General features: G+C 47.4%; 12 protein-coding genes and 2 pseudogenes. 5 read left to right on the top strand and 9 right to left on the bottom strand.

The window, feature by feature from the left end; translation table 11 throughout:
* Nucleotides 1-216: pseudogene (locus ITJ88_RS09685) on the bottom strand (RNA-guided endonuclease TnpB family protein); the annotation flags it as partial.
* Nucleotides 217-632: 416 nt separating this feature from the next.
* A complete protein-coding gene (locus ITJ88_RS09680; RefSeq protein WP_023467639.1) occupies nucleotides 633-1,529 on the bottom strand; it encodes a DMT family transporter in 897 nt (298 codons plus the stop codon).
* 44 nt (nucleotides 1,530-1,573) lie between these two features.
* Here ITJ88_RS09680 and ITJ88_RS09675 point away from each other — a divergent pair, with 44 nt between their 5' ends.
* From ITJ88_RS09675 to ITJ88_RS09655, 5 genes are all read left to right on the top strand, one after another.
* Nucleotides 1,574-3,691, top strand: a complete 2,118-nt coding sequence (locus tag ITJ88_RS09675) for a DNA topoisomerase III (RefSeq protein WP_195865486.1) — start codon at nucleotides 1,574-1,576, stop codon at nucleotides 3,689-3,691.
* Nucleotides 3,691-4,110 (top strand): hypothetical protein, encoded by a 420-nt coding sequence (locus tag ITJ88_RS09670; protein ID WP_023467641.1) that lies wholly within the window; start codon nucleotides 3,691-3,693, stop codon nucleotides 4,108-4,110. The genes ITJ88_RS09675 and ITJ88_RS09670 overlap by 1 nt, the downstream gene beginning before the upstream one ends.
* 71 nt (nucleotides 4,111-4,181) lie before the next feature.
* Nucleotides 4,182-4,634, top strand: coding sequence for a hypothetical protein (locus ITJ88_RS09665; protein ID WP_195865485.1), 453 nt, complete (start codon nucleotides 4,182-4,184; stop codon nucleotides 4,632-4,634).
* A gap of 207 nt (nucleotides 4,635-4,841) precedes the next feature.
* A complete protein-coding gene (locus ITJ88_RS09660; RefSeq protein WP_195865484.1) occupies nucleotides 4,842-7,397 on the top strand; it encodes an ATP-binding protein in 2,556 nt (851 codons plus the stop codon).
* Between the two features lie 144 nt (nucleotides 7,398-7,541).
* Nucleotides 7,542-8,651 (top strand): MFS transporter, encoded by a 1,110-nt coding sequence (locus ITJ88_RS09655; RefSeq protein ID WP_195865483.1) that lies wholly within the window; start codon nucleotides 7,542-7,544, stop codon nucleotides 8,649-8,651.
* Nucleotides 8,652-8,703: 52 nt separating this feature from the next.
* Here the strand turns inward: ITJ88_RS09655 and ITJ88_RS09650 are convergent, their stop codons facing one another.
* From ITJ88_RS09650 to ITJ88_RS09630, 7 genes and pseudogenes are all read right to left on the bottom strand, one after another.
* A complete protein-coding gene (locus tag ITJ88_RS09650; protein ID WP_195865482.1) occupies nucleotides 8,704-9,876 on the bottom strand; it encodes an MFS transporter in 1,173 nt (390 codons plus the stop codon).
* A 114-nt stretch (nucleotides 9,877-9,990) separates the two neighbouring features.
* Nucleotides 9,991-11,019: an ABC transporter permease subunit gene (locus tag ITJ88_RS09645; RefSeq protein ID WP_195865481.1), complete on the bottom strand. Its 1,029-nt coding sequence runs from the start codon at nucleotides 11,017-11,019 to the stop codon at nucleotides 9,991-9,993.
* Nucleotides 11,019-11,561, bottom strand: a pseudogene (locus ITJ88_RS09640) (ABC transporter permease subunit); the annotation flags it as partial. The pseudogene ITJ88_RS09640 and the gene ITJ88_RS09645, both read right to left, overlap by 1 nt.
* 18 nt (nucleotides 11,562-11,579) lie before the next feature.
* On the bottom strand, nucleotides 11,580-11,876 hold the full coding sequence (locus tag ITJ88_RS16310) for a hypothetical protein (protein ID WP_230088708.1): 297 nt from the start codon (nucleotides 11,874-11,876) through the stop codon (nucleotides 11,580-11,582).
* Nucleotides 11,877-11,909: 33 nt separating this feature from the next.
* On the bottom strand, nucleotides 11,910-12,044 hold the full coding sequence (locus ITJ88_RS16395) for a hypothetical protein (protein WP_255524868.1): 135 nt from the start codon (nucleotides 12,042-12,044) through the stop codon (nucleotides 11,910-11,912).
* 101 nt (nucleotides 12,045-12,145) lie between these two features.
* Nucleotides 12,146-13,174: an ABC transporter permease gene (locus ITJ88_RS09635; protein WP_195865480.1), complete on the bottom strand. Its 1,029-nt coding sequence runs from the start codon at nucleotides 13,172-13,174 to the stop codon at nucleotides 12,146-12,148.
* Nucleotides 13,174-14,034 (bottom strand): ABC transporter permease subunit, encoded by an 861-nt coding sequence (locus tag ITJ88_RS09630; protein ID WP_195865479.1) that lies wholly within the window; start codon nucleotides 14,032-14,034, stop codon nucleotides 13,174-13,176. Before ITJ88_RS09630 ends, ITJ88_RS09635 begins: the two co-directional genes overlap by 1 nt.
* Between the last annotated feature and the right edge of the window lie 17 nt (nucleotides 14,035-14,051).

Genomic DNA, 14,051 nt, shown 5'->3' with positions numbered 1-14,051 from the left:
GATGCCGACGGCATCTCCTGCGAGTTGGTTCTTCACGGCGCTCGGAAGGGGGGTGTCGATGTCCTTGCTCGACCACCTCTTCCCGTCCTCGGAGGCGACCATGTTCGCCACGACTCGGTTGGCGGTCTGGATATAGGTCTTGCCCATCCTTTTTAGGATGGCATCCTGACGACGCGTGGCATAGATTCGAACTTCTACCGTAACGACTTGACTCATCTTTGACACCTCCTTCATCCTAATAATCAACTCCATTATAGATTTACTATAAATGCATTTCATCAGGAAGAACAGTCGGGGACATGCGGTGTCTGAAGACACCCTGTCCCCGAACTCGCTATCATCCCACCCCTAAAGGAGTGGGCTTTCTCGCTCGTACATTCTGTAATGAAAAAGCTGACTCAAAAGTCAATCTCTACAAAGAAAAGGGTGGCAGACTGATGATCTGCCACCCTTATTTCGTAATAAAAGACTCGCCACACGCTACTCCTACAGGAAAAAGCGCACTTTTGCGCTGTCAGAGACAAACAAGACCCGCTTTTCTGCTCAAATGAAGCAGAAAACCGGCTTGTGTCTCGCCTGAGGAAAGGGCGTGAAGAGACGAGTCGTTCTTTTTTTAGTCATCCTTTTCTTAATTAGGAGGATTGACTAGTGGCACTCTCGCGCTGGGCAAGTTGTTCACGAATATCACGTTCATTGCGTCGGAGGAACAATCCGATTCCGATCAACAGTAAAGCGGCACCGGTGATTTGAATCCATGTCAGCTTCTCATCGAACAGATAGTATCCGAAAATCATCCCCCAGACCGCTTCGCCAAGGATCGTGATACTGACGATGCTGGCGCTGACACGAGCGAGCGCCCAGTTGAATAAATTGTGACCGAGTAACGTCGGGAAGACGGCAAGAAGAATATACAGCCACCAATCCTGTTGGAACGCAGCAACGAGATTCGTCGATTGAATCAACGATAACAAAAGCAAGACGAGCGACGCGACAGCGTAGACACCGAACGAATAGAGGTTCGTCGAGACGCTCGTGCGAACATGTTGACCGAGCAACCAGTAACCAGCGACGAGAATCGTTGCGAGCAAGGCAAGACCGTCCCCAATTAAGGCGCGCATGCCGACGGCGATATCTCCGTAAGCGACGAGACCGCCACCAAATAGGGCGACAGCTACGAACAGGAGTGCCTTGCGTGACGGGTGTTGTTTGAAGAATAACGCGTTACCGGCAAGGACAAAAATCGGACTCGCGGTCACGAAGAGCGTCGAGCTCGCAACTGTCGTATAATCAAGAGAGAGGAACCACAGCCAAAAATGCCCGGCGAGCAAAATGCCACTTAATAGCATATGCCGGATCGTCGACGAACTGAGTTGCAACAGTTCCTTCAATCGAATGAGTGGGAGCAACAACAAGGTCGAAAACAACATGCGGTAAAAGGCGACAGCCTCGATCGGTGTCTCCGCCCACTTGACGAAGATTGCCGATGTTGAAATAAAGAATAAAGCCATGAATAACGTAAAATAGGGCATGGGTACCTCCACATGTCTGAAGTAAGGAAATGAGGGTGAAGCGCGTGCAATTGATCATTGCTGAAAAACCAAAACAAGCGGAAAAACTGGCAGCTCCGTATCCATCGGTGAAGCGGGACGGCTACATTGAAATCAAACCATGTGACCGGTTTCCGCAAGGAGCAAAACTCGCTTATGCGGTCGGACACTTATGTGAACTGCAGGAGCCGGCGCATTATGACGCCAAATGGAAACGATGGAACTACGATCATCTGCCGATCATCCCGGAACGATTTGATTACCGACTGGCAAAAGGGAAGAGTAAACCATACCAGGTCATCAAGAAATTATTGAATGAGCGGACGACGACTTCCATCATTATAGCATCGGATGCCGAGCGAGAGGGAGAGGCAATCGTCCGATTGATCTTACGTCTCGCGAACAACGCAAAACCACTGCAACGACTCTGGATTTCGAGTCTGACACCTCAAGCCGTTGACCATGGGTTTGCGAACCTGCTCGATGGTAAGGAAACGGAGAACATTTTTCACGAGGCAATGAGTCGCGCTTGCGCCGATTGGTTGATCGGGATGAATGCGTCCCGTGCGTATACGACGTTACTGAAGAAGAAGGGCATCGCCGATGTCTTTTCCCTCGGACGGGTCCAGACACCGACGCTTGCACTGATCGTCGAACGGGAAAAACAAATCGAGAATTTCCGACCGGAGACGTACTACGAAGTCGAGGCGGATTTTACGCGATACAAAGGAAAATACATCAATGCGAAGAAACAGACGAAGCTGAGTGACCGGGACCAGGCACAAGCGATCGTGGATCGGACAAAAGGAACCGGAGTCGTCGCATCAATCGAGAAAAAGCGGCAGACGGAACGACCACCGTTTTGGTTCAGTTTATCGCTCTTACAAACAGAAGCGAGCCGACGGTTTGGTCTCGGTGCAAAAGAGACGCTCGATATCGCGCAAAAACTCTATATCCGTGGTTGGATCAGTTATCCACGAACGGACTCTTCCTTCGTGACGAAAGAGGAGGCGGGACAGTTCCCGGTCATTCTTGATCGGTTACTGAAGCAAGCGGAATATAGCCCAATCAAGGATGTCCTGACGAACAATCCAGCAAACGATAAACGCTACGTCAATCCGGCAAAGGTCAGCGACCACTATGCGATCATTCCAACAGAAGAAGCGGGTGCCGTCGCGAAGCTCTCGGGACGCGATGCGCAAGTCTACGATTTAATCGTTCGCCGTTTTCTTGCTGCCTTTGCACCGGACGCCGTCTCGGAGAAGACGGAAATCGTGACGACGCGTGAGATGGACCGTTTTTTGACGCGCGGCAGTCGGACGATTGATCCGGGCTTTAAACAGGTTTTACAAATCGAGTCAAAAGAAGTCGAATTGCCAGCCGTCGAACAAGGACAAGAGGTGCCGATCAAAGGCTGTCGTCTGCTTGAGAAACAAACGGAGCCGCCGAAACGCTATACGGAAGGGACACTCATCCTCGGCATGAAAACAGCTGGCAAATTACTCGAAGATGAGCTGCAAGCAATCATGAAGGAAGTCGAGGGACTCGGGACGGAAGCAACCCGTGCCGGGATCATCGATGGATTAAAACGGCGCGAGTACATCAAACTCGTCAAAAAGGAAATCCATCCGACGCCAAAAGGTCGAATCTTGATCGATGCCGTGACAGGAAGTATTCTTGCTTCACCAGAGATGACAGCGAAGTGGGAGAGCCGTCTTGAGCAAATCGGGAAAGGGGAAGCGTCGGCTGCCCAGTTCATTGAACAGGCGAAAAAATTGTCAGAGCATCTCGTCGTTGATGCCAAACAACGAATTGAACAACTCGCCGTTGATCCGACACAAGTCAAAAGTAAGTCTCCGCGGGGTGCAACGAATCGTCCGGTCGGTCCGTGCCCACTGTGTCAATCAGCAGTGCTTGATCGAGGGAAATTCTATGGCTGCAGCGGTTATCAGAAGAATAACTGTGGCTTTACGTTACCGAAAACGATCCTTGGTGCCAAATTGACACAAACGGAAGTCAAAAAAGTACTCGCAGGTCAAAAGACAAAGCCACTTGAGATGAAGAAGAACGCGCGTCAGTTCAAGGCGATGCTTTATCTCGAACGCGATCAATTAAAATTCGAATTCACGAAAGGGGAAGACTGATGCAATACGAACTGATTCAAAATCAAACGTTTCGTCCTGTCTTTGAACGACTGTTACAGGAAGGGCGCCGCTTGACGGTCTGGTTTCCGGATCATATCGAGGTACAGTCGGCAGAGGGACTGGTCGAAGAAGCAGAAGAACTGTTTGGTGTGACTGCGGAAGTGATCGATGATCCACAATCATTCGGCAAGCATATCCTGCTTCCGTATCTGACGGAAGTCGAGCACCGGGAAGATGGGTTCATCCGCTACGAAGCTGAGCTGACGGAAGAATTACGCCAACTCGTGCGCGAATTGACGTTACCGATGCTGACGGAAGGCGACTTCGAAGTGTTGTATTCGTATCAAATCGAGACGGAGACGGAACGCTTCTTCGTTGAAGACTGGTTCCAAGCTGATTTGCAAAAACTACCTAACTAGGTGAAACTTTCTTGATCAGGATGACGTAATATAACTTAACGTCATCATACTGTTCAATTGGAGGGTTCATCATGTTCACACTAGCATTCATGGAAAGCGAACTGGGAGGCGACGGCTTCTTCTCGGGCATGCCGATTTTCATGGTCGGATTTTTCGTTCTCATCATCGGATTCATTCTGTTCGGAGTTATCTCTGCAGCCTCCAAGGGAATCTCAACGAATTCATTGACGCAACAACTGCGCGAGCATGCGGCGCGTCTCGTCAGTCCGAATGAATCGGATGCACTGAATTACATCGCTTACTTAGAAACGTTGACAAGTTTTCCGGTGGAAAAGACGAATCTCGAACCGTTCCGGATTGCGACCGGTATCTTAAGGCTCATTCAGGGAACAGATCAGATTTCCGAAACGACGAAAAAACAAGTCGTCGCCCAATACTTACGGCTCGGCATTTTGGATGCGGATCATTTAGCAGACGAACAGCCGGTCCGGAGCCATAGTCATAGCCATCACCATCATCATTAAAAAGAGTCCTGAGGGGCTCTTTTTTTGTTGAAAACGATCGAATCGTGACATCTAATTGTCATATACAACGATTTAGATTAAAGTTGTATGAAATTGAAATCTTTTTGAGCAGAATGCTGTGTATCGATTGAAAAAAGTTTACAATGAATGGACGGGAATACCTTTATTGCTGGAGAAGGATAAAGGGAAAGGAGTTGAATTTCTTTAATGAGAACATGGCTGAATCGAACGATTGGACGGCAAATCATGTCTGCGTTTTATGTGATTTTTCTGACACTGCTGCTAACGACAGGTGGTGTCTACCTATATACGAAACAACAGGTGGATGAATCACGCGAAGAGTTAAAGATGTTAAACGAACATCGGACACGGGCGACGGATTTGTACGAATCATGGCAAAGCATGCAGTACGAGATGCGTGGCTTCGTCTTGCTTGGTGACGAAGAAATGCTAAAGGAAATCGAAGAAAAGAAAAATGGTATCAATCAACAAACGACGTGGTTCGAGCGAAATGCACGTTTTAAAGAAGAACGACAGTATGCAACGGACGCACGGGAACTCTATACAGCGTATACCCAACGCGTCATGCCGAGCCTCGTCAATTATGTCGCGGCGAAAAAAGACGGCAAAGTGACGGAGCCGTTCTTGAAGATGCCGACGCTCGGAAAAGTGACGAAATCAAAACCACTTGATCCACAGCGAAAGTTCAACATCAAGACGAAGAGTGCGGCTGATATGAGTTCAAGTATCGTTGATATGGAGACGGTCTTCACGAAATATCGTAATTCTTTAAACGATCAAGAGATGGCAGCGCAAGAGCGGCTTGGTAAACAAGTCAACTCGTCGCAAATTCTCGGAGCAGTCAATATTGCAATCCTCTTGTTGATTACTCTCGTTTTCGTCCGACCATTCGTCCGCCGCTTGACGCGTCAGTTGCGTCAGTTGAACCGGGAAAGTGGACGACTCGCTAAAGGTGAGGATGCGACACCAATCGTCATCACGAATCGTCAAGATGAGATTGGTGAGTTGACGACGACGTTCAACCAGATGGCAGCCGCCATTTCCGGGCAAAAACATCAACTCGTCGCAAGTAACGACGAACTACAAAGTCAACAGGAAGAATTAATTGCCCAGCAAGAAGAGCTTCAATCGCAACAGGAAGAGCTTGAAGAGGCACTCGACATCACGTTACGCAATGAGACCCATTTGCGTTATCGCAATGAGTTGACCGAGACACTCGCTTCTCGCGAAACGTTGACGGCATATCCGGCGATCATCGAAAAGTTGATCACGATCACCGATGCCGAGCTCGGAGCGATCGTCTTCTTAGAGCAAGACCGTTATACGGATCTCGTCTCGTACGGGATGACGAAGGAGCAAGAGTATCAGTTACTCCATGCTTCGACGTCGTTACTCGAACGCACACGTCTAAACAAACGTGCTGTTCGCTCGACGAAACAAGTCGCGAGTCATCATCCGCTCCCATATCCGTACACGATGTACGAAATCGTCGTACCGGTGATGGATCCAGCGACGAACACGATGATTGCAAGCATTTACCTCGTTCGTTACCGGGATGCCTTTACGGAAGACCAGACGAACGAAATCTGGTCGTTCTCCCGTCAATTGGCACTCTCCTTACTCCGGATGCGTGTCTTCGAAGAAGTCGAACGAGAACGGGAAAAGACGTCAAAACTTCTCCACTCGATTCGGGAAGCGGTCATCTATATCGAAGGAGAGACGATTTTTGCCAATAAACCATTGCTCGCTTTATTCCATCATCCGGCGCACGATCAAGTGGCGGAAGAAGGATTGATGACGCTCGACGTCAAAATCGAAGAGTTGGCAGTGCAGGTCGATCAACATGAGGCGTTCTTAACCTACATGGATCATGTCTGCAGTCAGGAAATTCCGACGGAGAGCTTGGCGTTGTCCTTAAACAAGGAAGAACGATTCGTCACGCTGTATGCAGAGGAAATTCATTACGGTGGTTGTTTCCGCGGTACGATGCTCGTCTTACGTGACGTGACGGCAGAGACAGCAATCGACCGGATGAAATCGGAATTCGTCTCGACCGTCTCGCATGAGTTGCGGACACCGCTTGCCTCGATTTACGGCTACACGGAATTGATGCTCGCGCGCGACGTCCAGGAATCAAAACGTCAACGGTATCTCGAGACGATTCATGCAGAAACCGAACGGTTGACGAATCTCGTCAACGACTTCCTTGATGTCCAACGCATGGAATCGAGTCAGCAACAATATGACTTCAAACCGCTTGATTTGACGAAAGTCATTCAGGAAACGGTCGAGTTCCATACGGCTTCGGCAAAAGATCACGAGTTAGTCCTTGATTTTGAAGAAACGACGACAGGGCGGATTCATGCTGACGAACAAAAAATGCGTCAACTGTTCACGAACCTGATCAACAATGCGATCAAGTATTCACCGGATGGTGGTCAAATCACGATCACGATGCGTCAAGTCGAAGATCGTGTCCAGCTGAAAATCGAAGATGAGGGAATCGGCATTCCGCGTCACGCGTTACCACAACTGTTTAGTAAGTTTTACCGAGTCGATAATTCGGATAGTCGAAAAATCGGCGGTACCGGTCTTGGTCTTGCGATTTGTCAGGAAATCGTTCGTTCGCACGAAGGAATGATTCATGTCGAATCAACTGAAGGTGTCGGGTCCGCGTTCATCGTCGAATTACCAATCGTCCAGTCCGTCGTACCGGTCACGGAATCGGCAGATGAATGTTAATGTCAAAAGCGTTCTTTGATTTTTTAATCAAAGGGCGTTTTTTTGTTGGTTTCATCTGCAAAAAGGGAATTAACTACTATCAAATAGAAAGGAAGTGAGGAGATGCGGCGAAGCAGATGGCCTTGTTAAGTCCGACGATCACTCATGCTTTGGATCCTGATCGAAGCCAGTAGTTCGTTCATTCCAGCGTATGTGATTGAGCGATTTTACTGGGAAGACCGGGGAATGAGCATTGCCGACGTCGTCATCGCAGAAATCGTCTTTGCTTGGGTCATGTTGATTGGTGAGGTCCCGTTCGGTTTGTTATCCGACCGGTGGGGCAGAAAGCCGTTCATTCTAACTGGTTTCGTATGTGAGTGGTTATCGTTTACGGTGTTGCTTGAAGCCTACTCATTACCAACCTTCCTCTTGGCAATGGTCCTTGCCGGCATCGGTGGCGCAGCACTTAGTGGATCGCTTGAAGCCCACGTCTATGAAACATTGCGCATGCAAAGGATAGAAGAGCGATTCGAGACGGTCTGGCGAGTGATTTCAATTAGTGGGTTATTGACATCAGGACTTGCAGCACTTGTGGGAAGTTACGCTGTGCGATCGGTAGACTTGATTTGGCACTATCACGTGTCCTGGTGGGTATTGCTCGGAACAGTACTCCTGACGTTTTTCTTAAAGGAAGCATCGCGAGAACAGGACGGAGAGACGAGTTCATTAAAGACATTACTAAACGGTTTTTCGTTTCGACGCGTCTACGTCCGAATTCTTTGTCTTGTCTTGTTATACGGGGCGACGATTGATTTCGTCGATGAGTTTTGGCAACTCTATCTACGGGATCAAACGATACCGATGGTCCATTTCGGATTCGTTTTCGTGTTATTCCAAATCATGCAGGCGATCGGTGCGTCATTATCGCGGTTCCGATCGCCCGTCGGATGGGCGATGATCTATATCGTGTGTCTTGCCGGATTGTCGGTTGCCTCACCGCTCGTCAGTATCGGGTTACTCGGGACGCTGTACTTGTGCTATGGCTGGGCTGAGCCTTATTTGACCACTGTCATCCAAGAAGTTGCACCGCCAAATGGACGCGCAACGTTTACGTCGCTGATTTCAGTCATTGAACGGTTAGCTGTGCTTGGAACCGGTACGCTGTTCGTCTTCGTCGAACGTGTCTTCTCGCTTCAGATGACCTATGCCGCGCTCGGTCTCGTCTCACTTATGTTGCTTTTGTTGTATAGTGTGACGCGAATGCGTCAGAACTGAATCAAAAAAAGGACAAAGGTGCATTGACCTTTGTCCTTTTGACTGTCATTTATTACGACACGTGTCGTTGCTCCTGAGAAGAACGTGCCAATACCTGGCGAGCTGGTTGCCACATCAACAAGGAGAGGACTCCTGCGAGCGCATAGACAATCTCGATCGCAAACAGATCGGCAAGCCATCCGAACAGCAGACTACCGAGACAGAAGCAGAGTGCATACACGGTTTGTTGCACGCTATAGACATACGGTAACCGTTCGAGTGGTGTCGTCGTCTGCAACAACGTATTCAGCTCGATCGCTCGGACTTGACTTGCAAACCCTTGGAACAGACAAGCGATCACGGCAAGTGTGACGATTGGAGCGAAAGCAAACAAGAAGGTCGCAACAATCGAAAAGCCGATACTACGATAAAGCAACGAACGCGTTCCACGACGACGTAACATCATGTAACTGCCGGCAATCATGCTCAGCAGATAGAAGGCATTTAGAATGCCCCACCAGCGTTCCGATAGCTGGAAATGTGTATCGATGTAGACGAGAAACAGAGCAGAAATCCACGCCGTACTGACGAACGCATCGATTCCGACGAGGTAGGTGTTGGCTTTCGCGAAAGAATGCGATCGCGTGTAGCGAATACTCGACCGGAAGGAGACGTCTTCTTCTTCCATCGAAGGGTCGGGTAGAGAGCGGACGCTTCGATAGAACAGATAGCTGATGAGACTGGCACCTAAAAACAGACCAGCCGAGACGGACAAGACGGAAAGAGGCGATAACCAGCTGACCAGGATGGCGCCGAGCGGCCACATGATAAGTTGAATCACTTGATTCGAACCTTGTACGAGACTGTTAGCTTTCTGGACATCCTGACACAGTCGAGGGATGAAGGCACTTTCGATCGGACGAGCAAATCCATCGAAGAAAGCGATACACCCAACGAGTGCGAGGATAAGTGGCAGTGGTAAATCAAATCCCCAGATGATGCCTAATAGAATCGTCTTGAGGAGTTGACTGCCGAACAACAACGAGGCATGGGGAACACGTTGAGCGACTTGGGCGAATAAGAAGCCGCTTCCTGTCATGCCTGCTGTGACGAGAACGGGAAACAGGGCAGCGAGACTCGCTTGCCCTGTCGTTTGATAGATCATCGCGATCAGGGAGACGATATAGAGCGCATCTCCCGCATTCGCAATCCATTGACTGACCAATAAAAGCGTAAACCGGTTCATTCTGAATGACCTCCATATCGTACGTATTTAGTTAGGAGTGAGAATTCAGAATGACTTACATTGGACGCCCTCATTTCATGTTTTTTTCTAGTGTAAGAGGAAAAAAATGGATTGTCAATCAGAATCTTGACGGGAGTTCCGGGCAACGAGTGTAAAGGGATCGACCATCGACGTCGCAGCGGCTTCGTCTTGAGCACGAGATGCCGATAGCTTGATTGGTTTTAGTTGCTGGCGGAAGCGGAAAGCCCGTTCGAGTCGACTCATGAATAGATTGCTGAAAAAGACGACTAATGCTAGCCCAATCAGTGGAACAAGGAACATATGATTGAGCCAAGACGTCGCTGAAAACTGGTTATAGTAATAACCGAACATCGAGGACCACTCAAAAATCGTTGGGGCAGTTCCTACATGTAAATTAACCGTTCCAGCGAAGAAAATTTTGAAAAGTGATAAGTGAACGAGTAACATCAACGTTTGGATGAACTGTTGCATAAAAACGATTGTCAACGTTGGAACAAGATGTGGCCAAATGTGGCGTCTGAACCGATGCCACGGACTGCCACCAAGCGTCTGGGCGACAATCATGAACTCTTGACTAAGTAACTGACGGGTCTCAGCAATCAGATAAAGCGATAAAGAGGGGAGACCAAGCAAAATCAAGACGATCAACTCGAACGATACACGGTCGAACAACGGTGGGATAGCAGTCGAATCAAAGAACGTAAGTGATGGAAGCAAAAGGAGCAACGCGACAAGAGAGAGCGGTAAAACTAAAAATCCATCAAGAATAAGTTTTAAGTATCGATTGACGCGAGCACTTCTAAAAGCTAGCGGAATCGCAATCACTAGCGAAAGAAACATTCGACCGAGCGCAACAATCATACAAATACCGGCTGTCCATTTAAATCCTTCAATCATCAATTGAAAGAGGTCATAGCCAGAGCGGTCTGTACCGAGCCATTGATCACTTGACGGTTTTAGTGGTGACGTCGCAAGGAACGTACCGTCTTCAGCATACCGGTTCGAGATTTGATCGACTTGACCATCACGGAAGATCGTATTTCCAAAACTAAAGAGCAGTAAACCAGTGAGTAAAACTAAACATAGCCAGAAGATAGGATCTCGCATCAAAGTACGACGCATCAAATGCCTCCTTTCCAGGCGTTCGGAATTAGCCATTCTGCCAGTAAATCAATGATAAAGATCGGCAGATAGATTAAAAACAAGATGACCATCAAAATCGGCATTTGTCCATTATAAAAGACGAACCGGAACATACCTTGGACTTCGAATGTGTATTCAATGATCACGAGACTCGATAAGACCGTAATGATATTCGCTCGGAAAAACAGATAAAACCGATAGATCACTGTCGGAATCAAGTGTTTCCAGAAAAGAGCAGCAGGATGAATGCCTTTAGCCCGTGCGAGTTCAAGGAAAGGAGCAGCTTCCTGTTCGAGTACTTGCGTCGTCAACCATTTGATGAAGAAGAATAGTGTTGTCAACGTTAGGGTAAGAATCGGTAAAAAACGAATGTGCTCAGCATAGGATCCCGCAATTTCGATTTTGTCATACCCGGTCGTTTTAAACAGATAAAGGATAAGGAATTGTGAAAGAATGATCCAGAACAAATCCGGAACCATCTCAAGCGTCCGCGTTGTCTGTTTCAGCATCATGCGTGTTTTGCGGCCACTCCGATAAAACTAATAAGCATAAAAAATCGCACACACAGCGGAGACTAACATAGCTGTCGTAAAGATGATTAATGTCTCTTTAATAAAGGGACTGATGGTAGGAAGCAATAAGAACTCCTTTTGAGCGGTTACGTTGAAATAGGTAATCTCATCAAGTTTCGTTAATTGAGCAAATTGCTGTTTCAGACCTTCCCAGTAGCTTGCTGGGTTGAATTTCATTTGCGCGACGAGCGCCGGAAGAGCGCTGATCGCAATCAAGACAAAAAAAGCCACGATGAGCTGAATTGATTTTCGGGCGATAAACACACCATGAGGTGAAAAACTCCTTTCTTTGGATCCTCAGCCGATGGCGAGGATCTGGTCATTACCCATCTGGATCAACTGACTATTCATATGTTTTCGGCGCAGTACATAGCGTTCGAACTGTTGTGTTGCGATGAACGAATCACGCGTTGAGACCGTCGAAAGGGTCATCAGGACATGTTTTAATTGATTAGGAGTGAGAATTCAGAATGACTTACATTGGACGCCCTCAATCCATGTTTTTTCTGGTTTAAGAGGGAAAAAATGGATTGTCAACGTGTTTCTTGCTTGATGTGATGGCGAACGGGAGCGAATGGATCATCGAGTGATGTGACCGCTGCCTCGTGTTGAACAATCGATGTCTCTTCGATGACAGGTTGATCGTGACGGCGAATACGATACGCGCGTTCGAGTCGACTCGTTAATAGATTACATAAGAAAATCAACAAGGCAATACCAATCGTTGGAACAAGGAACATATGATTGATCCAAGAGACAGCAGAAAACTGATTGAAATAGTATCCAAACATCGACGCCCATTCGAAAATCAGTGGAGTGATGCCTTCATATAAGATGATCGTACCTGAGAAGAAGATTCCGAATAGCGATAATTGCACCAGGAGCATCAAAGTTTGAATGAATTGTTGCATGAAAATGATCGATAACGTCGGAACAAGATGTGGCCAAAGGTGGCGACGGAAACGATGCCATGTCCCACCCCCGAGCGTTGATGCAACGACCATGAACTCTTGCGTTAAAATTTGCCGTGTCTCGCCAATGATATAGAGGACGAGTGAGGGTAAACCCAGTGCGATCAAAATCGTGAATTCGAAAGTCAGACGATCTGAAAGGTAAGGAACAGCCAACATCTCAGGAAATATAAGAGAGGATAACATAAGCATCAAGGCAAGTAGCGAGACAGGTAGCACTAAAAACCCATCCATGACAACTTTTAGTACACCGTGCAGCCGTTTTCCACGAAAGGCTAATGGAATACCTATCATCAGCCCGAGTATGAGGCGTCCTAACGCAACAAACGCGCAGACACCAAAAGTCCATTTGAACCCTTCGATCATCATTTGGAACAAGTCGTTTCCTGAACGGTCGGTTCCAAGCCATTGATCCAATGAAGGTTTTAGCGGAGAGGTGGCAATGAAGGTGCCATCATCAGCATAGCGATTTGAAATACGATCCACTTGTCCATCTCGAAAAATCGTGTTTCCAAAACTCATCAAAAGCAGACTGGTCAGTATGAGGATACATATCCAAAAAATCGGATCACGCACAAGAGTCCGTCGCATTAGAGTTCTCCTTTCCATGCATTTGGAATAAGCCATTCTGCTAGGAGATCCAATACGAAAATCGGAAGGTAGACTAAAAATAAAATAACAAGCAGAATCGGCATTTGTGAATTATAGAGGACGAAGCGGAATAGTCCTTGTACTTCGAAAGTATATTCAATGATTAATAAACTCGATAACACCGTGATGATATTTGATCTAAAGAATAAGTAAAAGCGATAGAACATCGTCGGTAACAAATGCTTCCAAAAAAGTGTGCTGTTCTTAAGACCCTTCGCACGCGCAAGTTCGAGGAACAAGGACTCCTCTTGATCTAAGATTTGTGTCGTCAGCCATTTGATAAAGAAAAAGACTGTCGTCAAAGTCAAACATAGAATCGGTAGAAAACGAATAGAGTCAGCATACGTTCCGGCGACCTCGATCCGGTCAAAACCAGTCGTTTTAAAGAGATAAATGACAAGGGATTGAGAAAGGATGACCCAAAATAAATCAGGGACCATTTCGAGCGTGCGACTCATTTGTCTCAAGAATGTTCGCATCCATTTACCACTTCGGTAAAAAAGAGAGACGTATAAAATCGCAACCATAAATGAGACGGCAAGCGAAGTCAAAAACAGAATCAGAGTTTCCTGAATCAATGGTTGTAAGGCAGGGAGTAGCAGATCTTCTCGTTCTGCAGTGACGTTATAGTACGTAATTTCATTCAGCTTAGTGAGTTGATGGAACTGTTCCTGTAAGCCAGTCCAGTAACTTTCGGGAACGAAATGCATACGGACGACAAGTGATGGAAGCGCACTGATTGCGATCAAAACGAAAAAAGCGATGATGAGCTGTAGTGATTTTCGAGCAAAAAAAATCATGAACGAGACTCCTTTCA

The organism is Exiguobacterium abrahamii, assembly GCF_015645365.1.
In the GTDB taxonomy this organism is placed as follows: Bacteria; Bacillota; Bacilli; order Exiguobacteriales; family Exiguobacteriaceae; genus Exiguobacterium_A; species Exiguobacterium_A abrahamii.
Note: the sequence above shows the minus strand (reverse complement) of the source record. Positions and strands in the feature narration are given on the sequence as shown.